The 20594-nt window shown below is 40.6% G+C and carries 19 protein-coding genes; 12 read left to right on the top strand and 7 right to left on the bottom strand.

Annotated elements, in window-relative coordinates; genetic code table 11:
* Window positions 1-4: 4 nt before the first annotated feature.
* The 4 genes from dnaE to tilS all read left to right on the top strand — a co-directional run bounded on the left by dnaE (window position 5) and on the right by tilS (window position 6823).
* A complete protein-coding gene (gene dnaE / locus AABS66_RS17305; protein WP_272539784.1) occupies window positions 5-3487 on the top strand; it encodes a DNA polymerase III subunit alpha in 3483 nt (1160 codons plus the stop codon).
* Between the two features lie 12 nt (window positions 3488-3499).
* Window positions 3500-4459 (top strand): acetyl-CoA carboxylase carboxyl transferase subunit alpha, encoded by a 960-nt coding sequence (gene accA, locus AABS66_RS17300; protein ID WP_206083760.1) that lies wholly within the window; start codon window positions 3500-3502, stop codon window positions 4457-4459.
* Window positions 4460-4568: 109 nt separating this feature from the next.
* Window positions 4569-5453, top strand: coding sequence for a DMT family transporter (locus AABS66_RS17295; protein ID WP_206083761.1), 885 nt, complete (start codon window positions 4569-4571; stop codon window positions 5451-5453).
* A 17-nt stretch (window positions 5454-5470) separates the two neighbouring features.
* A complete protein-coding gene (gene tilS, locus AABS66_RS17290) occupies window positions 5471-6823 on the top strand; it encodes a tRNA lysidine(34) synthetase TilS (protein ID WP_430225217.1) in 1353 nt (450 codons plus the stop codon).
* A 60-nt stretch (window positions 6824-6883) separates the two neighbouring features.
* Here tilS and rof read toward each other — a convergent pair whose 3' ends face one another.
* Entirely contained in the window at window positions 6884-7147 is a 264-nt protein-coding gene (rof, locus tag AABS66_RS17285) for a Rho-binding antiterminator (RefSeq protein ID WP_042848970.1), read from the bottom strand.
* 274 nt (window positions 7148-7421) lie between these two features.
* On the opposite strand from rof, the gene nlpE reads away from it, so the two are divergent.
* The 7 genes from nlpE to chbG all read left to right on the top strand — a co-directional run bounded on the left by nlpE (window position 7422) and on the right by chbG (window position 13772).
* Entirely contained in the window at window positions 7422-8078 is a 657-nt protein-coding gene (nlpE, locus tag AABS66_RS17280) for an envelope stress response activation lipoprotein NlpE (RefSeq protein WP_206083763.1), read from the top strand.
* A 373-nt stretch (window positions 8079-8451) separates the two neighbouring features.
* The gene (locus AABS66_RS17275; protein WP_206083764.1) at window positions 8452-8772 is read left to right on the top strand and encodes a PTS sugar transporter subunit IIB; all 321 of its coding nucleotides are present in this window, start codon (window positions 8452-8454) and stop codon (window positions 8770-8772) included.
* A 108-nt stretch (window positions 8773-8880) separates the two neighbouring features.
* On the top strand, window positions 8881-10242 hold the full coding sequence (gene chbC, locus AABS66_RS17270; protein ID WP_430225216.1) for a PTS N,N'-diacetylchitobiose transporter subunit IIC: 1362 nt from the start codon (window positions 8881-8883) through the stop codon (window positions 10240-10242).
* A gap of 44 nt (window positions 10243-10286) precedes the next feature.
* Window positions 10287-10631: a PTS N,N'-diacetylchitobiose transporter subunit IIA gene (chbA, locus tag AABS66_RS17265; RefSeq protein ID WP_206083766.1), complete on the top strand. Its 345-nt coding sequence runs from the start codon at window positions 10287-10289 to the stop codon at window positions 10629-10631.
* Window positions 10632-10640: 9 nt separating this feature from the next.
* Complete coding sequence (chbR, locus tag AABS66_RS17260) at window positions 10641-11507, top strand: transcriptional regulator ChbR (RefSeq protein ID WP_206083767.1); 867 nt, start codon at window positions 10641-10643, stop codon at window positions 11505-11507.
* A 121-nt stretch (window positions 11508-11628) separates the two neighbouring features.
* A complete protein-coding gene (locus AABS66_RS17255; RefSeq protein WP_272539781.1) occupies window positions 11629-12981 on the top strand; it encodes a 6-phospho-beta-glucosidase in 1353 nt (450 codons plus the stop codon).
* Window positions 12982-13016: 35 nt separating this feature from the next.
* Entirely contained in the window at window positions 13017-13772 is a 756-nt protein-coding gene (chbG, locus tag AABS66_RS17250) for a chitin disaccharide deacetylase (protein WP_272539780.1), read from the top strand.
* Window positions 13773-13835: 63 nt separating this feature from the next.
* On the opposite strand, the gene proS is transcribed toward chbG, so the two are convergent.
* From proS to metN, 6 genes are all read right to left on the bottom strand, one after another.
* Window positions 13836-15554 carry a proline--tRNA ligase gene (gene proS, locus AABS66_RS17245; protein WP_206083770.1) on the bottom strand — a complete coding sequence of 573 codons (1719 nt, stop codon included), beginning with the start codon at window positions 15552-15554 and terminating at the stop codon, window positions 13836-13838.
* 99 nt (window positions 15555-15653) lie between these two features.
* A complete protein-coding gene (tsaA, locus tag AABS66_RS17240) occupies window positions 15654-16373 on the bottom strand; it encodes a tRNA (N6-threonylcarbamoyladenosine(37)-N6)-methyltransferase TrmO (RefSeq protein ID WP_206083771.1) in 720 nt (239 codons plus the stop codon).
* A 7-nt stretch (window positions 16374-16380) separates the two neighbouring features.
* Window positions 16381-16785 (bottom strand): Rcs stress response system protein RcsF, encoded by a 405-nt coding sequence (gene rcsF / locus AABS66_RS17235; protein WP_206083772.1) that lies wholly within the window; start codon window positions 16783-16785, stop codon window positions 16381-16383.
* A 125-nt stretch (window positions 16786-16910) separates the two neighbouring features.
* Window positions 16911-17732 (bottom strand): MetQ/NlpA family lipoprotein, encoded by an 822-nt coding sequence (locus AABS66_RS17230; RefSeq protein WP_430225215.1) that lies wholly within the window; start codon window positions 17730-17732, stop codon window positions 16911-16913.
* A gap of 60 nt (window positions 17733-17792) precedes the next feature.
* Entirely contained in the window at window positions 17793-18446 is a 654-nt protein-coding gene (gene metI, locus AABS66_RS17225; RefSeq protein ID WP_206083774.1) for a methionine ABC transporter permease MetI, read from the bottom strand.
* Window positions 18439-19470 carry a methionine ABC transporter ATP-binding protein MetN gene (gene metN, locus AABS66_RS17220; RefSeq protein WP_206083775.1) on the bottom strand — a complete coding sequence of 344 codons (1032 nt, stop codon included), beginning with the start codon at window positions 19468-19470 and terminating at the stop codon, window positions 18439-18441. The genes metI and metN overlap by 8 nt, the downstream gene beginning before the upstream one ends.
* 170 nt (window positions 19471-19640) lie before the next feature.
* Between metN and gmhB the strand changes: the two genes are divergently transcribed.
* Window positions 19641-20207: a D-glycero-beta-D-manno-heptose 1,7-bisphosphate 7-phosphatase gene (gmhB, locus tag AABS66_RS17215; RefSeq protein ID WP_206083776.1), complete on the top strand. Its 567-nt coding sequence runs from the start codon at window positions 19641-19643 to the stop codon at window positions 20205-20207.
* The last annotated feature ends 387 nt before the right edge of the window (window positions 20208-20594 follow it).

Below are 20594 nucleotides of genomic sequence, written 5' to 3'. Positions count from 1 at the left end.
ATCGATGGCATCACCTCGTTTTATTCATTTGCGTGTGCACAGTGACTACTCAATGATTGATGGGCTCGCTAAAACAGGCCCATTAGTCAAAAAAGTCGCGGCGATGGGCATGCCTGCCTTTGCAATTACGGATTTTACTAACCTTTGTGGGTTAGTCAGATTCTACGGTGCTGCTCATGGTGCAGGGATCAAGCCGATCATCGGCGCTGATTTTTATGTTGAAAGTGAGTTATTAGGCGATGAAATCTCTCACCTAACCGTTCTCGCTCGCAATAATGAAGGGTATCAAAACCTGACTCTGCTGATTTCAGAAGCTTACCAAAAAGGTTATGGTGCAATTGGGCCAACGATTAAGCGTGAGTGGCTAGCAAAGCACAAAGATGGGCTTATTTTGCTCTCTGGTGGGCGTAAAGGGGATGTCGGGCAATTTCTCTTGCGCGGCAACCAAGCTCTTGTAGACGAATGTCTTGAATTTTATGAAACGCATTTTCCAGGTTGTTATTACCTTGAGTTAGTGAGAACAGGCCGCCCCGATGAAGAAAGCTATCTTCATGCTGCCGTCGAATTGGCGACAAAAAAAGGTTTACCCGTCGTTGCGACTAATGACGTCTGCTTTATTGAAAGCAGCGATTTTGATGCCCACGAAATTCGTGTCGCCATCCATGATGGATTCACGCTTGCCGACCCAAAAAGACCAAAAAACTATAGCCCTCAGCAATACTTACGTACAGAAGAAGAAATGTGCGAGCTTTTTGCCGACATTCCTGAAGCATTAGAGAACAGTGTAGAGATTGCTAAGCGTTGTAACGTGACTATTCGTCTTGGTGAATACTTCTTACCGCAATTCCCGACAGGGGATATGAAAACCGAAGATTTCTTGGTTATGCGGTCAAAAGAAGGGCTTGAAGAACGCCTTGAATTTTTATTCCCTGACGAAAAAGTGCGTGCAGAGAAACGTCCTGAATATGATGAGCGTCTGGACATTGAACTTAATGTTATTAACCAAATGGGCTTCCCTGGTTACTTCTTGATCGTGATGGAATTTATCCAATGGTCAAAAGATAACGGTGTTCCTGTTGGGCCTGGAAGGGGGTCTGGTGCGGGGTCATTAGTGGCTTATGCCCTTAAAATAACGGATCTTGATCCATTAGAATTTGACTTACTGTTTGAGCGTTTCTTGAATCCTGAGCGGGTTTCAATGCCTGACTTTGACGTCGACTTCTGCATGGAAAAACGTGACCAAGTTATTGATCACGTGGCGCAAATGTATGGTCGTGATGCGGTATCACAAATTATTACCTTCGGTACGATGGCGGCAAAAGCGGTTATTCGTGACGTAGGGCGTGTCCTTGGGCATCCTTATGGCTTTGTGGATAGAATTTCTAAATTAGTTCCTCCTGATCCAGGAATGACATTAGAAAAAGCTTTTGAAGCAGAGCCTCAGCTTCCTGAAATTTACGAAGCAGATGAAGAAGTTAAAGCGTTGATTGATATGGCGCGAAAACTTGAAGGGGTGACTCGAAACGCAGGTAAACACGCTGGTGGTGTGGTTATCGCACCAACAAAAATTACTGATTTTGCCCCACTGTATTGTGATGCAGAAGGGAATAACCCCGTTACACAATTCGACAAAAACGACGTTGAATATGCTGGGTTAGTGAAATTCGACTTCCTTGGTTTACGGACGTTAACGATCATTAACTGGGCGTTAGAGATGATTAACGCTCGTCGAGCTAAGAAAAACTTAGAACCAATTGATATTGCAGCGATTCCATTACACGACCAAAAAAGTTTTGATATGCTGCAACGTTCTGAAACCACGGCGGTGTTCCAGTTAGAATCCCGTGGAATGAAGGACTTAATTAAGCGGTTACGTCCTGACTGCTTTGAGGACATGATCGCTCTGGTCGCGTTATTTCGCCCTGGTCCTTTGCAATCAGGCATGGTAGATAACTTTATCGACCGTAAACATGGCCGTGAAGAGATTTCATACCCTGATGTACAGTGGCAACATGAATCGTTAAAACCTGTTCTTGAGCCAACTTATGGTATTATTTTATACCAAGAGCAAGTTATGCAGATTGCGCAGGTTCTGGCGGGTTATACTCTTGGTGGCGCGGATATGCTGCGCCGAGCCATGGGTAAAAAGAAACCAGAAGAGATGGCGAAGCAGCGCTCTGTTTTTGAAGAAGGCTCAATCAAAAACGGTGTTGATGGCGAACTGTCGATGAAAATCTTTGACTTGGTAGAGAAATTTGCTGGTTATGGGTTTAACAAATCGCATTCCGCAGCGTATGCATTGGTTTCTTACCAAACACTGTGGTTAAAAGCACACTATCCTGCTGAATTTATGGCCGCGGTAATGACCGCAGATATGGATAATACAGAAAAAGTCGTTGGTTTAGTTGATGAATGCTGGCGAATGGGCTTGAAGGTATTACCGCCAGATATCAATAGTGGCCTTTATCACTTCCATGTGAATGATGAAGGTGAGATAGTTTACGGAATTGGTGCCATCAAAGGGGTAGGGGAAGGCCCAATTGAAGCCATCGTCGAAGCTCGCCAACAAGGTGGGATTTTCAAAGAAATTTTTGACCTTTGCGCCCGTGTTGATATTAAAAAAATTAACCGCCGCGTGATGGAAAAGTTGATCATGGCAGGGGCGTTTGATCGATTAGGCCCTCACCGTGCGGCTTTGATGTCTTCCCTTGAGGATGCACTTAAAGCTGCTGATCAACATGCGAAAGCTGAAGCGATTGGCCAAGCAGATATGTTTGGGGTATTAGCTGAAGCGCCAGAGCAAGTGGAAAGCTCGTACGCAAGCGTGCCAAAATGGCCAGAACAAGTGGTGTTGGATGGGGAAAGGGAAACCCTAGGCTTATATTTAACAGGCCACCCAATAACGCGATACTTGAGTGAAATAGAACGCTATACTAATGGCCTTAGATTAAAAGATGTGAACCCAACCCCTCGTGGTCAAGTGACAACTGTGGTAGGTTTAGTACTTTCAGCTAAAGTGATTACGACCAAGCGTGGGAATAGAATAGGTATCTGCACGCTTGATGATCGTTCTGGTCGTCTGGATATTATGCTATTTTCAGATGCACTTGATAAATACCAACATATGTTGGAAAAAGACAATATCCTGATAGCCACTGGTCAGGTCAGCTTTGATGATTTCAATGGTGGTAATAAAATGACAGTGCGTGAGTTAATGGACATTAGTGAGGCAAGGGAAAAATATGCACGCGGACTTGCGATTTCACTGTCAGATAAACAAATTAACGATCAATTACTGAACCGGTTGCGTAGTGCGCTTGAACCTCACCGTTCGGGCACTATCCCGGTTCATCTGTATTACCAGAAGGACGATGCCAGAGCCAAGCTTAAATTTGGCGTTGTTTGGCGTGTGACACCCGTGGATCCCCTTCTGAACGATCTTCGAACTCTGCTGGGTAGTGAGCAGGTAGAATTAGAATTTGACTAAAATAGGAATATTATGAGTCTGGATTTTCTTGATTTTGAACAGCCAATTGCGGAATTAGAGGCAAAAATTGATTCTCTAAAAGCCGTAAGCCGTCAAGATAACAACTTAGAGGTCAACCTTGATGAAGAGGTTGCTCGTTTACGTGAAAAAAGTGTTGAACTGACACGTAAAATTTTCTCTGATCTGGGGGCTTGGCAAATTGCTAAACTCGCTCGTCATCCTCGTCGTCCTTATACACTGGACTACATTTCTCGCATTTTCACGGACTTCCAAGAATTAGCGGGTGACCGTGCTTATGCTGACGACAAAGCCATTGTCGGTGGTTTGGCGCGTTTAGAGGGTCGTCCAGTGATGATTATCGGGCACCAAAAAGGGCGTGAAACGAAAGAAAAAATCCGTCGTAATTTTGGTATGCCAGCCCCTGAAGGTTACCGTAAGGCGCTGCGCCTGATGGAACTGGCTGAGCGTTTTAATCTGCCTATTATCACTTTCATTGATACTCCAGGGGCCTATCCAGGTGTTGGTGCAGAAGAACGTGGTCAATCCGAAGCGATAGCACGTAACCTGCGTGAAATGTCACGTTTATCTGTACCAGTAATTTGTACTGTCATTGGCGAAGGCGGCTCTGGTGGTGCGTTAGCCATTGGTGTGGGTGATAAAGTGAACATGCTGCAATACAGCACTTATTCCGTTATTTCACCTGAAGGTTGTGCATCCATTCTGTGGAAAAGTGCAGACAAAGCCCCATTAGCGGCTGAAGCGATGGGGATTACAGCACCGCGCCTGAAAGAACTAAAACTGATTGATAACGTTATTTCTGAGCCTTTAGGTGGAGCACATCGTAACTACGATGAAATAGCCGCACATCTAAAAGCACGTATCACTGAAGACCTTAACGAGCTGGAAATTTTAGATGCGGATGCATTAAAAGACCGTCGTTATCAGCGCTTGATGGAATACGGTTATTGCTAATTTCTAGCAAACCCTATATTAGATAAAACGGGAGTTCGCTTTTGCTAACTCCCGTTTTTTATTGAACATTATCAATATTCACTACAAATAATAAAAAATAGGTATGGCAGTGCGACAATATAATTATTTAATTTATGCTTTTTCTTGCGTATTGATTTGGAGCTTTATCCCAATAGTTTCACGCTTTGGGCAAAATGGGATGGATAGTTTCCAATTTCTATTTTGGTCAAACCTTATTTCGGTCATTGCCGTTATCTCGGTGGCACTGGCATCAGGCTATACACCTGCCAAATTGTTGATTTTACCTAGAGATATTTTAGGCAAAGTCTTTGTTCTTGGATTTCTTGATTGTCTTTTCTATTTGTTATTGTACTACGGTTATTCCATAGAAAATGGTATCGCTGTTTTGGTGATCCAATATAGTTGGCCACTAATAATTATTCTTTTATCGGTAATATTATTAAAAGACAGATTGTCGGGGCGGCAAATTGTGGGGGTTGTGGTTGGTTTTATTGCCGTTATTATCACGTTTACTAAAGGGCAAATTACCCAATTGCATGTGGATAACCCAATAGCATTATTGTTAGTGTTTAGTGGTGCATTTTGCTTTGCTTTAATGTCAGTATTTTCACGCCAATATTCTATTGATCCGTATATTAGCACAGTCTGGTTATTTATCTTCTCGACATTGACTTCGTTGGTTCTCCTATTGTCATTTAGTGAAATGCAGTTGCCATCGCAAGGTACATTTTGGCCGACGCTGATTAATGGGGTACTTATTAATGGTGTGTCTTATATCTTGTGGTTTAAAGCAATGAATACGGGGAACTCAACAAAAATTGCCTCAGTGGTATTTTTATCACCTGTATTATCTGTGTTGTGGTTAGTTTTACTTTTAAGTGACCCATTTGAAATCGCATATATTATTGGGGTTATGTTAGTGATTATTTCAGGCGTTTTATGTGTTGGTGCAAAACGCCGCAATCAGCAATAGCTAAAAAGGGCGAATGAATGGAACAGATATCATCCATGGTCATTGAGCGGGTACGTGAAAAAATTGGTGATTATAAAAAAATACTGGTTGGGTTTAGTGGTGGAATTGACTCAACAGTATTGTTACATGCCCTTTGCCAGCTCAAGAAAAGTAATGACTCATCACTAATTATTCGTGCTATCCATGTCCACCATGGCCTAAATACTAAGGCAAATGCGTGGGCGCAGCATTGTGCACAGCTATGCCAACAATGGGAGATTCCTTTTGTCTGCCGCCCTGTTTTCATTGATCCTAGTGAAAAAGGTATCGAGGCCGCTGCGCGGGATGCTCGTTATCAGGCTTACCGTGAAGAACTTGATGTTGATGAAGTGTTGGTGACAGCTCAGCATCTGGATGACCAAGCAGAAACATTTTTATTAGCTTTAAAACGTGGAAGTGGCCCTGCGGGGTTATCATCAATGCCTGAATCTCTGCCCTTTGTTACGCAACAAGGGCAAACACAATTGTTGCGCCCATTATTAACCGTCGGCCGTATCGATTTAGAAGCTTACATGCAAGAGCAGCAATTACCTTGGGTGGAGGATGATAGCAACCAAGATGATCGTTATGACCGCAATTTTCTTCGGTTGCATATTTTACCCCGTTTAACTGCCCGTTGGCCGCATATGTCCAATGCCATTGCTCGAAGTGCATTGCTATGTGCGGAGCAAGAATCCTTGCTGGATGAGTTATTGCAAGAAACGCTTGAAGGTATGATTGATTACCGAGGTGGTTTATTTATTGATGAATTACAGCACTGTTCTTCGGCGAAACGTAACGCGTTGATCCGCCGCTGGATTGGGCTGCATCAACTCCCGATGCCACCATTTAACCAGTTAGAGCGTATTTGGCAAGAAGTGGCGCTAGCCAGACAAGATGCTGAACCTGTTTGCCGTCTAGGGCAGGTTGAAGTCCGCCGTTACCAAGGTGTATTGTGGGTAGTTCCACGTGTTGAAAACTTGGTGGGACAGCAATATGCGTGGTCATATCCCGCTTCGTTTGAATTACCTGGATCACTTGGGCGACTACAGGTTATGGAAGGGCAAGGGCAAATCCGTCCTCCAGAGCCAGATGAAAAAGTGACTGTGCGTTTTGGTTTGCAAGGCACTCTTAATATTGTGGGGCGGCACCGTTCAAGAAGCAGTAAAAAAATATGGCAGGAACTGGGCATTGCGCCATGGATGCGGGAGCGTATTCCACTGATTTATTACAATGATCAACTGATTACGGCAGTGGGTTGTTTTATCACACCTGAAGGGTTAATGAATGATGAATTATTGGGGATTGCAATAGATTGGCAGCAGGAATCGAGATTCCAGTTAGCCTTATAATAAGAAACCCCTTATGACTGTGACCATCATAAGGGGCAAGAAGAACTCAAATTGTGAGTATTAGTGAGAGTGGTCGACAACAATTGTGCCGATTTCAGGATGACTGAAGGAATTAATGCAATCCAGTCGTAGCTCCTTGGTTCCTTCATGTGTTTCAACAATCAGGTACTCGACTTTTTTTCGTAGGAGCAAATCACTAGCTTGCCCTTCAATATTCTCGCCGTCATTAAGTTTTATTTGCAACTTCAACTGACGTTGGCATGCAATTTCTAGATATTCGTAATCATCACAATTGATAGGTTGATATTCAGTATCTGTAGACATATTCCCTCACCACTGTGTTAGTGGCGGTTATTGCCGCCTTGAACATATTGTATCAAGCAAAAAAAATGCTTAGTACGATAATAGCATAGTAATTTTAATAACTATAATCGCTACTGGATGAAAAAGATAATTCTTATTCATCAAATTAATGCGTGGTATTTTTTATCAGTTATGTCTGAATTATGTTACTGTTTCCACTCTTTTATGGCTTGAGATGCTATGATGTTTAATATTGGTAAACGAGTTAAAAACGAATGATTTCAAGGGAATTATCATGAAAAAAACACTATTATTAGTCTTAATGGCGGTTGGTACAGTGGCATTAGCAGGCTGCCAAAGTAGTGCGCAAAATACCAATACAACGCCAGTTGATCAGGTCTATACTGGGGTATTACCTTGTGCAGATTGCTCAGGCATTGAAGCAACATTGTTAGTTAACCAAGATGGCAGTTATGTAGAACAATTGATTTACTTGGGAACAAAAGACGGCAATAGCGGCTTCCATGAAGCAGGCAAATGGAACCTTGAAGGTAATAAGCTCCGTACTACTAATCCGAAAGGTGAGAATACCTTTTTTGCTAAAGCCGACAATGGTGAGTCCGTCACTTTGCTGGATTTAGAAGGAAACCCAATTGAAACGGAACTGAACTATACGCTAAACCGTGTTCAGCCAAGTAAAAAAATAGGGAAATATCGCTATATGGCGGATGCCGCAGTATTTACAGAATGTGATACAGGGCGTCAATACTCAGCATCTGGTATTGAATTAGAAAAAGCCTATAGGGAAACGGGGGTTGACGGTGGAACCCCTGTATATGTTGAGGCTGAAGGTTATTATACCGTTCGTCCATCAATGGAGGATGGCCAATTTGACTCTGCATTCGTCCAAACAGGGCAAATTAAATTCGATAAAACGGCGTCTTGCAAATAATTTAGATTGCATTTTCTTCCTAAAAAGCTCAGTAGAAATATTGGGCTTTTTTATTTAACGTCTTAAAATTCCAATAAAAAATCACCGCATCTATTTTTCACTCCTTCACATACTCCTTTTTTGATATCAGTATAACTTTTTTATTGTCGCAAAATATTTGTGTATTTTGTGAAGGTTGTCATGGCGATTGGTCAATCAGGAGCAATTAGTGATAACAATGAAATATCGTAAACTAAGGGAATTCCGTATACTCCATTCAACTAGAAATAATTTTAATTTTTAGTTTGTTGATTTAAGAAAAGCCGTAAGTCTGTAAAAAAAATTTATAAATCTAAGCGGTAACTAAAAAATAGAACGAATCAAAGGATAAGGAATGAAGAAGAAAAATATCTATTTATTTTGTTCTGCTGGCATGTCGACTTCATTGTTAGTCAACAAAATGAGGCAACAGGCAGAAAAATACGATGTCCCCGTCAACATAGAGGCTTTTCCTGAAAGCTTAGCAAGTGAAAAAGGTGTTGATGCAGATTTGGTTTTACTCGGTCCACAAATTGCTTGGATGTTAACGGATATTCAAAAAATACTGCCAAATAAACCTGTCGAAGTGATTGATTCATTGTTATACGGCAAAGTGGATGGACTTGGGGTATTAAAAGCAGCCGTTGCAAGCATAAAAAAACAAACAGCAAATTAACATTAGAGAGCTACCTCTACTCAATAATAACTCCATCAACCTTAGCGCTATTCATTGCAGATTAGCCTATTCAGAATGGAGCACACTCAAAAAATCGAGGGTATTTTTATGAGTCTTGTTATCACTTCGCTTGAAAAGGTACTTCTGCCCTTCGCAGTTAGATTGGGGAAGCAACCTTACGTTAATGCAATAAAGAATGGTTTTATTCGTATTATGCCACTGACATTAGTCGGGGCAATGTTTGTATTAATTAATAATGTGTTTTTAAGCTTTGATGCAGGGTCGTTCTTCTACTCATTGGGCGTGAGATTAGAACCATCGACAATTGAAACTTTAAATGGATTTAAAGTGATTGGGGGGAATGTGTATAACGGGACACTAGGTATCATGTCCCTCATGGCGCCCTTTTTTATCTCGATGGCATTAGCTGAAGAGCGAAAAGTTGACCCATTAGCCGCAGGACTACTGGCTGTTGCTGCTTTTATGACGGTGACACCTTACGAAGTGAATGGTGCTTATGCCGTTGGCGCGAATTGGTTAGGTGGGGCAAATATCATTTCGGGTATTATATTAGGGTTAGTGGTTGCCGAAATGTTTGCATTTATTGTACGCCGTAACTGGGTGATTAAATTACCTGATAGCGTGCCTCCATCTGTTTCTCGTTCATTCTCTGCACTTATTCCTGGTTTTATTATCTTATCAATAATGGGGATTGTGTCATGGGCGCTTTCTAGCGGTATTAGTACAAATTTCCACCAAATTATTATGGATACGGTGTCGACTCCTCTTGCATCAATGGGGAATGTCGTTGGTTGGGCCTATGTGGTATTTACGTCATTGCTGTGGTTCTTTGGTATTCACGGTTCACTCGCCTTGACAGCCTTAGATAGTGGGATTATGACGCCATGGGCACTGGAAAACGTCTCATTATATGCGGAGTATGGTTCGGTCGATGCGGCAATTGCTGCGGGTAAATCTTTCCATATGTGGGCAAAACCAATGCTTGATTCCTATGTCTTTTTAGGTGGAACAGGGGCAACATTAGGGCTGATCATTGCCATCTTTATTGCTTCACGTCGTGCAGATCACCGGCAAGTTGCAAAATTAGCGTTACCAGCGGGTATTTTCCAAATAAATGAGCCGATTATTTTTGGATTACCTATCATCATGAACCCAGTTATGTTTATTCCATTTATTCTTATTCAGCCTTTATTGGCGGGAATAATGGTAGCAGCGTATTCTTTAGGGATTATCCCACCAGTGACCAATATTGCACCGTGGACAATGCCAACAGGTTTAGCAGCCTTCTTTAACACCAATGGAAGTATTGCCGCTTTACTACTTGCTTTATTTAACCTTGGTGTTGCTGTTCTGGTTTATCTACCATTTGTGGTGATTTCGAATAAAGCCCAAAACACGATAGATGAAGAAGAAAGCGAAGAAGATATTGCTAATGCACTGAAGTTTTAAAAAACGGAGGAGCTTGCTCCTCCCATTTAAGTAGAGATAAAAAAATGTTTGAACTCGATGATATTCAAGAAGATGCAGCTAACGAATTAGAAGAAGTTGTCATGGGCTTAATTATTAATGCAGGGCAAGCAAGAAGTTTAGCCTATACGGCATTAAGAAAGGCCAAAGAGGGGGACTTCACAACGGCAAAAAGTTTAATGGAGCAATCTCACTCTTCTTTGAATGACGCACATAAAGTACAAACTCAGCTCATTGAAAGCGATATGGGGGAGGGCAGAATCAAAGTCAGTTTAGTCCTCGTCCATGCTCAAGATCATTTAATGAATGCTATGTTAGCTCGCGAACTGATTACAGAATTAATTGAGCTACATGAAAAATTAAACCGTTAAAAGGGGATAATGATGCAGACACTGATGAATAGAACCGACACTAATGCTGAAATTAAATTAGTTCAAGAAAGTGAACTGTTTAACAATAAAACCTTTCATGTCTTTATTTATAATAAAGTTGAGAGTGCAAGTGGACTGCATCAACACGACTATTATGAATATACGATTGTATTAACGGGTCGTTGTTACCAATTTATTAATGGAAAGAAGATATTATTAGAGCGCGGGGATTTTGTTTTTTTACCTATTGGTTCATATCACGAAAGTGCTTATGACTTTGGTCCAACTAGAATATTAAATGTTGGAATTAGCAAATCATTTTTTGATAAACATTATTTGCCATTATTGCCAAGCTGTTTTGTTGCATCACAAAGCTACCCACTAAAAAATGAATTTATGGCTTATATTGAGTCCGTCATCGCCTCTTTAAATTTCAGAGATAGCGAATTTAATGAGTTTATTGAATTAGTCACGTTTAATGTCGTCAATCGATTACGTCATTTTCGTGAAAAAAGCCTGCAAGACGATGCTCCTCAATGGCTTAAAAACACACTTGAAGACATGCATGATATTGCGATGTTCAGTGAAAGTGCGCTACAAAATATGATCACTATGACGGGGAAATCACAAGAGTATCTAACGCGGGCGACAAAACGTTTTTATGGTAAAACACCAATGCAAATTATTAACGATATCAGAATTAATTTTGCTAAAAAACAATTAGAAATTACCAACTATTCGATTACCGATATTGCATTTGAGTCTGGTTACAGTAGCCCAAGTTTATTTGTGAAAAAATTTAAAGAATCAACCTCACTGACGCCGAGTGATTATCGTAAAAATTTATACAGTGTTGAGCAGAAAATGGTGGGTTAATTAGCATTAATTAAACTAAGCTTCAAAACGTTCTTAATTAAAAAATTCAAGCATAACCATCTTTTCTAATAAAGATGGTGTGTCTTTCTATGTCTATTGTATAAGGTTCTATGAGGTTAATATGACTCAGAAGTTAAAAGTTGTCACGATTGGTGGCGGTAGTAGCTATACACCTGAATTACTCGAAGGTTTTATTAAACGTTACCATGAACTTCCGATCACTGAGTTATGGTTGGTGGATGTTGAGGAAGGCAAAGAAAAATTAGAGATTATTTTTGATTTATGCGAACGCATGGTTAAACATGCAAACATTCCATTAAAAATAGTGAAGACATTGGATCGTAAAGAAGCACTTAAAGATGCTGATTTTGTGACTACGCAATTAAGGGTCGGCCAATTAAAAGCTCGTGAATTAGATGAGTCTATTCCATTAAAACATGGTTATTTAGGCCAAGAAACCAATGGTGCTGGTGGATTATTTAAAGGGCTGCGTACAATTCCAGTTATTTTTGACATTATTAAAGATGTGGAAGAAATCTGCCCTAATGCATGGGTGATTAACTTTACTAACCCAGCAGGGATGGTGACAGAAGCGGTTTACCGGCACACTAACTTTAAGCGTTTTATTGGTGTGTGTAATATACCGATTGGCATGAAAATGTTTATTACAGATGTTCTTAATCTGTCAGATAACGATGAGTTATCCATCGACTTATTCGGTTTAAACCATATGGTTTTTATCAAAGATGTGATTGTTAATGGAGTTTCTCGTTTTGATGAGCTATTAGATGGTATTGCGTCAGGTACGTTAAGTGCCAACTCAGTAAAAAACATCACTGACCTTGCGTTTGACGAAGGGCTAATTCGCAGCTTAAATCTGATCCCTTGTTCTTATTTACTGTATTACTTTAAACCAAAAGAAATGTTAGCTATCGAGCTTGGTGAATATTATAAAGGTGGGGCTCGAGCTCAAATCGTGCAAAAAGTAGAGCATCGGCTATTTGAACTTTATAAGGATCCATCACTTGATGTGAAACCTAAAGAGCTTGAGTTACGTGGCGGAGCTTATTATTCGGATGCAGCTTGTGAAGTCATTAACGCGATCTATAACGATAAAAATACGGAGCATTACGTTAATATCCCACATCAGGGGCAAATTGATAATATTCCTGAAGATTGGACGGTGGAAATGACTTGCCTACTTGGGCGTGATGGTGCGAAACCGCACCCACGAGTAACGCATTTTGATGATAAAGTACTTGGCTTAATTTATACCTTAAAAAACTTTGAAGTTGCTACTAGCCAAGCCGCAGTCAATGGTCAGTTTAATGATGTATTACTGGCGATGAATTTGAACCCGTTAATTCACTCCGATAATGATGCGCGTTTAATTTCGAAAGAACTACTTATCGCCCATAAAAAATACCTGCCGAACTTTGCGAAAGCAATACAACAAATTGAGCAGGAAGGTTAATGAGTTAAATAGCTTATAGAATTAAGGGAGAACAAATGGCTTCATTACTTATTGTGAATGCTGATGATTTTGGATTATGTGAAGCCGTTAATTACGGGATTATTGAATCTCATCGTAATGGGGTTGTTAATTCAACGAGTGCAATGATGAATATGCCTGCCATATCCCATGCGGCTAAATTAAGTCATGAAAATCCGAATTTAGCGGTGGGAATGCATTTTGTTTTAACGGCAGGTAAGCCTTTTTCATCAATGCCGACTCTCAGCCGTGATGGAATGTTGGGTAAATGGCTGTGGGATATCGATATTAATGATTTGCCTTTGTCTGAGATTGAACAAGAACTGAATCTGCAATATCACAAATTTATTGAAATTTTTGGCCAAAAGCCCAGCCATATTGATAGCCATCATCACGTGCATATGATTGAAGGAATTTTCCCAATAGTCGTGGGTTTTGCTCAAGAACAGGGAGTTGCATTGCGTGTAGACCGCCAATTAGAAAAAAATTGGCCGCCATTGTCATATCAAGTGGCAAGCACTGACTGTTTCAGTAGTGAGTTTTATGGTGATGAAATTTCAGAAGCATTGTTTTTGAAGATTATTGATGAAGCCAAAGCACAGGGCCATCATTCTATTGAGGTCATGAGTCATCCCGCTTTTATTGATAATGCGTTATTAAAAAGCAACTACGCTTATCCACGTTTAAATGAGCTAGAAGTATTAACATCGGAAAATTTAAAATCACAAATAATAGCACGTGGTTTTAAAGTTGGTTCCTACCGAGATATTTAAAGAAAAAGGCCCAAATTCAATATGACTGGAATTTGGGCTCTATTTTTTGGCTTTTAACCTAACTTATTTGCCGAGCTTACCTTTAAGGAAACTAACGACATTTTCTAAGCCAACCAATTCTTTATCATCACTGCGGCGTGATTTATATTCAATCTGGTTGTTATCTAAGTTACGGTCACCAATCACGATAGTGTATGGAACGCCAATCAGCTCCATATCCGCAAACATCACACCTGGGCGTTCTTTACGGTCATCAAAAATCACATCAATGCCGTTTGCTTTTAAGTCTGCATACAGTTTTTCAGCAACTTCTTTAACGCGGTAAGATTTGTGCATGTTCATTGGCAAAATTGCAACTTGGAAAGGTGCAATTGCATCTGGCCAAATAATCCCACGTTCATCATGGCTTTGCTCAATAGCTGCGGCGACGATACGTGTTACACCAATACCATAACAACCCATGGTGACGATTTGGTTGTGGCCTTCTTCGTTCTGTACAGATGCTTTCATCGCTTCTGAGTATTTGGTACCTAATTGGAAAATATGACCAACTTCGATACCACGTTTAATTTGTAGTACACCTTTACCGTCTGGGCTTGGATCGCCTTCGACGACATTGCGTAAATCATAAGCTTCAGGTAATGCTAAATCACGTTCCCAGTTGATGCCAAAGTAGTGTTTACCATCAACATTTGCACCTGCACCAAAGTCACTCATTACTGCAACACTGCGATCGATAACAATCGGTAGTGGCATATTGATCGGGCCTAGTGATCCTGGGCCTGCATTCACTGCATTTCTGATCTCAGCTTCTGTTGCAAACTCGAGTGGGCTAGCGACTAAAGGATGTTTTTCAGCTTTAACTTCATTCAGTTCATGATCACCGCGGATTAATAGTGCCACTAACGTATGACCTGAATCTTTTTCGGCATGAACAATGAGAGTCTTAACTGTTTTCTCAACAGGTAAGTTAAATTGCTCAACCAACTCAGCAATTGTTTTTGCATTTGGTGTATCGACTAAACGAAGCTCTTCGGTTGGTGCCCCGCGTGGCGAGGTTGGTGCTAATGCTTCGGCAAATTCGATATTTGCGGCATAGTCAGACTCAGTGGAGAAAATAACGTCATCTTCACCGTTTTTCGCTAACACTTGGAATTCGTGAGATGCACTACCGCCGATTGAGCCAGTGTCCGCTTGAACCGCTCGGAAATCAAAGCCAATACGCGTGAAAATTTTGCTATATGCTTCGTACATTGCATCATAGGTTTCTTGCAATGATTCTTGGCTAATGTGGAAAGAGTATGCATCTTTCATAATAAATTCGCGTGAACGCATGACGCCAAAACGCGGGCGAACTTCATCACGGAATTTGGTTTGAATTTGGAATAAATTCAATGGCAGTTGTTTATAAGATGTGATTTCGTTACGCACTAAATCAGTGATCACTTCTTCATGGGTTGGACCAAGGACAAATGGGCGCTCACCACGGTCAACAAAACGCAGCAACTCAGGGCCATACTGTTCCCAACGTCCACTTTCTTGCCATAAATCTGCGGGCTGAACGACGGGTAAAGATACCTCGATAGCGCCTGCATTTTCCATTTCTTCACGGACGATGTTTTCGACTTTACGCAGAACACGCACGCCTGTGGGTAACCAGTCATACAGACCAGAAGCAAGTTTACGGATCATTCCTGCACGCAGCATCAGCTGGTGGCTGATAACTTCTGCATCCGCAGGGGTCTCTTTTAGAGTTGAGAGCAGATATTTGCTAGTACGCATTGTATAGGTTCCATTAGAACAACAAATTATGGCAAGCCGCTTGCTTACCAAAGTATATAGAGAGCTAGTCTACCAGTGACTGAGACTCGCCAAAAGGGGTTAACACGTTTTTTCATAGGGTTCGATAGCGAATACTTCAGTCACACCATTAAATACTCGCCAACGAATATTAAAATCTAATAAATGAACCGCATAGTCACGAATTTCAGTAGATTGTTTTTTATACGCAGGGCGAGGGTCTTGCATCAAAATTTGTTCAATAAATTGTTTTAGCGCAGGGTATTGGTGTTGATAAGACACTAATTGATTTTCAACGGCTGGCGTGAATATAACCTGCATATTATCTGAAGGTGCAGCCTGTGCATATCCCGCGGTAGCCTCTGGTATTGCCTCAGCAAAAGGTAAATAAGGCTTTATATCAATCACCGGAGTGCCATCAACCAAATCCAGGCTACCAAGCTCGAGTATAGCTTGGTTGTTTTTTATAGAAACCCCTTTTAATTCAACAAGGGACATACCAATTGGATTTGGTCTAAATGTTGAACGAGTTGCAAACACACCCATTTTATCATTACCACCGAGACGAGGTGGACGAACTAATGGTTTCCAGCCGCCTTTCATTGTTTGATGAAAAACAAAAATTACCCAGATATGACTAAACTGCATTAAGCCACGAACGGTATTCGCATCATTGAAAGGGGGATGGAGGTGTAGACGTCCTACACCACCTGGAACAAGCCCAGGTTGGCGCGGGATGGCAAACTTTTCTTTATATGGTGATTCGATATGACCAATAGTATCAAATTGAAAAGATTGCATATGACGGTTATTCAACAATTTTTAATGCGCTACCTTCACAAATCGTTGCTTGATAACAACCAGGAGCGGTCATTGTCTGGCATTGGTGCAAAAGGACGGCATCAGCAGCGATAAAAGCAGCTTGTGATAACATACTGTTTTTCGCTGTATTTAGATTTGCAGGGGGGCTTTGAACGCTTTCTCTGCAAGATTCGCCAGAAACAATACCTAAATCTTTGAAAGGCATCCCTAGGAGTTCTTCAGGGCTATTCATTAATTTAACATTTGCTGTTTCTGGTTCTTCAGTCACACTCGGCACAGGCTTAGACAATTTCATACTCGTGAAACCTTTGTTTGCCCCTGGACTCGTGTATTGGTTAATCCCACACCCAGCTAACGTAAACGCTACTAAGGTGAGCAATAACAGTCTCATAAGTTATTACCTTTCTTATATGATTCAATAAAATATCGTTATTTTTATAGTCTATAAATTGCAAAAAATACCAGATGGCACGGAGCCATCTGGTATTTTAATCGTTTTTTTAATAATAAAAAAGATTACCAGCCTTTAACTGCACCACCATCAAAGGCTTCGTTAGCTTTGTTAGCAACTTCATCTGATTGATAAGCTTGGATAAATTTCTTTACATTTTCGTTATCTTTATTGTCTTCACGGGCAACAATAATATTCACATACGGAGAATCTTTATCTTCAACAAATAAACCATCTTTTGCTGGCGTCAGTTTAGGTGTAGCGCTGCTTGCCCAAGTGGTGTTGATGATAGCTAAAGCAATTTTTTGGTCGTCAAGTGCGCGTGGTAACTGTGGCGCTTCTAGTTCAACAAATTTCAGATTTTTTGGATTCTCAACAACATCCAGAACAGTAGGCATTAAGCCTGTGCCATCTTTTAGTTTAATTAAACCTTGTTGTTGCAGTAGCAGTAAAGAACGACCTAAGTTTGTTGGGTCATTCGGTAATGCGATTTGTGAGCCATCAGCTAATTCATCAACAGATTTGATTTTTTTAGAATAAGCAGCAATTGGGTAAATAAAAGTATTGCCAACTGGCACTAACTTATAATTACGATCTTTAATTTGTTGATCAAGGTATGGCTTGTGTTGAAAGGCGTTTAAATCGATATCGCCTTTGCTTAATGCTTCGTTTGGCAATACGAAATCATTAAATGAAACTAGCTCAACATCTAAACCGTATTTTTCTTTAGCAACTTTCTGTGCGACTTCAGCAACTTCTAACTCTTTGCCCATGATCACACCAACTTTAATGCTGTTAGCATCTTTTTCTTTTTCGCCACAACCCGCTAAAACGAGTGTGCCTAATAGCGCGCCGACAACTGCGATAGATTTTAACTTAATAGACATTGGTAGTACCCCTTTCATACTGACTTTATAAGCACCCTAATGGCGCCGCTATTTTACTGACTATCGATGTGAAACTTTTTTCATTAAGTACTCGCCACCAAACTGGATTGCGTTTACTAAAATGACAAGAAGAACAATCACGGTATTCATCACAACAGGGTTATAGGTTTGATAACCATACTGCAGCGCGATTTGACCCAAACCACCCGCTCCCACTGCGCCGCCCATTGCTGAATAACCGACTAACATAATTAAGGTAATGGTTGCAGCATTGATCAGGCTTGGCATTGCTTCAGGGATCAATATTTTACGAATGATCTGAAGAGGCGTTGCCCCCATGGCACGTGCTGATTCAATCAAACCACTTGGAATTTCTAATAGCGCATTCTCTACCATACGTGCAATAAATGGCGCAGCACCAATGGTTAAAGGGACGATCGCGGCTTTTAAACCAATGGTTGTACCCACTAAAAATGACGTTAATGGAATAATCCAAACGAGTAAAATAATAAATGGTACTGAACGGAAAATATTAATTATAACGGCAAGTGCACGATATAAACCGACATTTTCCATCACTTGGTCTTTACGCGTAATATAAAGTAAAACACCTAATGGTAAGCCTAAAACAAAGCCTAAAAAGCCAGAAACAAAGGTCATTGTGATAGTGTCGATGGTGCCGTTAATCAGCAAATAAATCATTCTCTCAGACATAACCCAAAACCTCTACTTTCACGTGGTGCTCTTTCAAAAATTCAATTGTGGACTCAACACCACCATTAATGCCATGCAGCTCAGCTAGCATCACACCAAATTTTACGCCGCCTGCGTAATCAATCTGAGAGCTTAAAATATTAATATCAATATCAAACTTACGTACTGCCATCGAAATTAGCGGCGCATCAACGGATTGACCTGTAAATTCTAATTTCACTAATGGCGATAAATCTTTACCTGCCTCTGTACTCATACGCTCTTTATAGTCATCTGGAATATCAATAATTAATGTTGACTGAATAAAAGCCTGTGCAACAGGTGTTTTCGGGTGAGAGAACACTTCGCTCACTTTATCTTGTTCGATTAATTGACCACCACTAATCACTGCGACTTGGTCACAAATACGTTTTACGACATCCATTTCGTGAGTGATTAATAAGATGGTTAACCCTAAACGACGGTTAATGTCTTTTAATAGTTCTAAAATAGAACGCGTTGTTGCAGGGTCTAATGCGCTAGTCGCTTCGTCACACAATAAAACTTTGGGTGAATTAGCTAAAGCACGCGCGATTGCAACACGTTGTTTTTGCCCACCCGATAAATTAGCAGGGTAAGCATCTTTCTTTTCACTTAAACCGACTAACTCTAATAGCTCATCAACACGTTCTTTAATTTTTTCTTTGGGCGTATTGTCGAGTTCCAGTGGCAGTGCCACGTTATCAAAAACAGTGCGCGAAGATAATAAGTTAAAATGTTGGAAAATCATGCCAATACCACGGCGTGCTCTCGTCAACGCTTTTTCTGTCATTAATGTTAAATCTTGCCCATCAACAACAACTTGGCCTGATGTTGGGCGCTCTAGCATGTTTACGCAACGAATTAACGTACTTTTACCTGCGCCTGAAGCACCAATAACGCCATATATCTGACCAGCAGGTACATGCAAGCTAATATCAGTCAGCGCTTGAATGCTACGGCTTCCTTGCTGGAAAACTTTATTTATATTTGAGAGCTTTATCATTTATGTTTTCTAACTTTTATCTGAATTGTTCTTTAGATAGTGTATCTAATATGGTTGGATGTTAAGGCGTCTAGACGTCTAAGTCAACAAAGATTGTGCGATTTATTCTATTCTCATTTCATTTCTTTTCGTGAGATACTAAAAAGATATTTGGTTTGAGGAGTAAACAGGTGAGTAACGGGATACCAGCAGTCTTTTTAGACAGAGACGGAACAATTAATATCGATCATGGCTATGTACATAAAATAGATGACTTCGAATTTATTGAAGGCGCTATTGAAGCCATGTTGGAATTAAAAAAAATGGGTTATGCATTAGTGGTTGTCACAAATCAATCGGGTATTGGTCGTGGCATTTATACCGAAGACCAATTTATGCAATTAACCGAATGGATGGACTGGTCACTTGCTGATCGTGGTGTTGACCTAGACGGCATTTATTTCTGCCCACATCACGCTGAGTCAGATGTTGAAGAGTATCAGCAAGACTGCAATTGCCGTAAACCAAAACCTGGCATGCTATTAGATGCTCAGTCTTTCTTAAATATAGATATGGCAGCTTCTATAATGGTCGGTGATAAACTCGCAGATATTTTAGCAGGTAAAGCAGCAAACGTTGGGGCGACAGTGTTAGTTAAAAGTGGCGAACCTGTGACAGAAGAAGCAATGAATAGTGCCGATTTCGTGATTAATAGCATTGCAGACCTGCCAGCAACGTTAAAAAGAATCAAAAAATAGTCATTTTGGGTGATAAGCGAGCAGTCAGAAAAAAGTTTTAAAAAAACACTTGCCAGATTTTTCTGACTCCCTATAATGCGCATCCACTGACCGGGAACAAGACAACGCAAAGCGCGGTGAACACTGAAACGGCAGCGAGAGATTCTGAAAAGAAAAAGCAAAAAAAATGCTTGACTCTCACGGAGGAAAACGTATTATACGCCTCCTCGCAGCAACGACCCAGAAGGTCAATTTCACGATGAAATGCTGCAACGCTCTTTAACAATTTATCAGACAATCTGTGTGGGCACTCACAGGACACTATCAAAAAAATATTTGATTTTAAGTCTTGAAGAGTGACTAACACGTTAATTCATATATATGAACTAATAGGTAATATGTTTTCGT

This window comes from Providencia sp. SP181, assembly GCF_050446505.1.
GTDB classification, from domain to species: Bacteria; Pseudomonadota; Gammaproteobacteria; order Enterobacterales; family Enterobacteriaceae; genus Providencia; species Providencia vermicola.
This window is presented reverse-complemented; position numbering and strand designations above follow the sequence as displayed.

Excerpts from the sequence above, each read along its gene's own strand:
- dnaE (WP_272539784.1), top strand. The coding sequence starts at position 5 with ATGGCATCACCTCGTTTTATTCATTTGCGTGTGCACAGTGACTACTCA.
- accA (WP_206083760.1), top strand. The coding sequence starts at position 3,500 with ATGAGTCTGGATTTTCTTGATTTTGAACAGCCAATTGCGGAATTAGAG.
- tilS (WP_430225217.1), top strand. The coding sequence starts at position 5,471 with ATGGAACAGATATCATCCATGGTCATTGAGCGGGTACGTGAAAAAATT.
- rof (WP_042848970.1), bottom strand. The coding sequence starts at position 7,147 with ATGTCTACAGATACTGAATATCAACCTATCAATTGTGATGATTACGAA.
- nlpE (WP_206083763.1), top strand. The coding sequence starts at position 7,422 with ATGAAAAAAACACTATTATTAGTCTTAATGGCGGTTGGTACAGTGGCA.
- AABS66_RS17275 (WP_206083764.1), top strand. The coding sequence starts at position 8,452 with ATGAAGAAGAAAAATATCTATTTATTTTGTTCTGCTGGCATGTCGACT.
- chbC (WP_430225216.1), top strand. The coding sequence starts at position 8,881 with ATGAGTCTTGTTATCACTTCGCTTGAAAAGGTACTTCTGCCCTTCGCA.
- chbA (WP_206083766.1), top strand. The coding sequence starts at position 10,287 with ATGTTTGAACTCGATGATATTCAAGAAGATGCAGCTAACGAATTAGAA.
- chbR (WP_206083767.1), top strand. The coding sequence starts at position 10,641 with ATGATGCAGACACTGATGAATAGAACCGACACTAATGCTGAAATTAAA.
- AABS66_RS17255 (WP_272539781.1), top strand. The coding sequence starts at position 11,629 with ATGACTCAGAAGTTAAAAGTTGTCACGATTGGTGGCGGTAGTAGCTAT.
- chbG (WP_272539780.1), top strand. The coding sequence starts at position 13,017 with ATGGCTTCATTACTTATTGTGAATGCTGATGATTTTGGATTATGTGAA.
- proS (WP_206083770.1), bottom strand. The coding sequence starts at position 15,554 with ATGCGTACTAGCAAATATCTGCTCTCAACTCTAAAAGAGACCCCTGCG.
- tsaA (WP_206083771.1), bottom strand. The coding sequence starts at position 16,373 with ATGCAATCTTTTCAATTTGATACTATTGGTCATATCGAATCACCATAT.
- rcsF (WP_206083772.1), bottom strand. The coding sequence starts at position 16,785 with ATGAGACTGTTATTGCTCACCTTAGTAGCGTTTACGTTAGCTGGGTGT.
- AABS66_RS17230 (WP_430225215.1), bottom strand. The coding sequence starts at position 17,732 with ATGTCTATTAAGTTAAAATCTATCGCAGTTGTCGGCGCGCTATTAGGC.
- metI (WP_206083774.1), bottom strand. The coding sequence starts at position 18,446 with ATGTCTGAGAGAATGATTTATTTGCTGATTAACGGCACCATCGACACT.
- metN (WP_206083775.1), bottom strand. The coding sequence starts at position 19,470 with ATGATAAAGCTCTCAAATATAAATAAAGTTTTCCAGCAAGGAAGCCGT.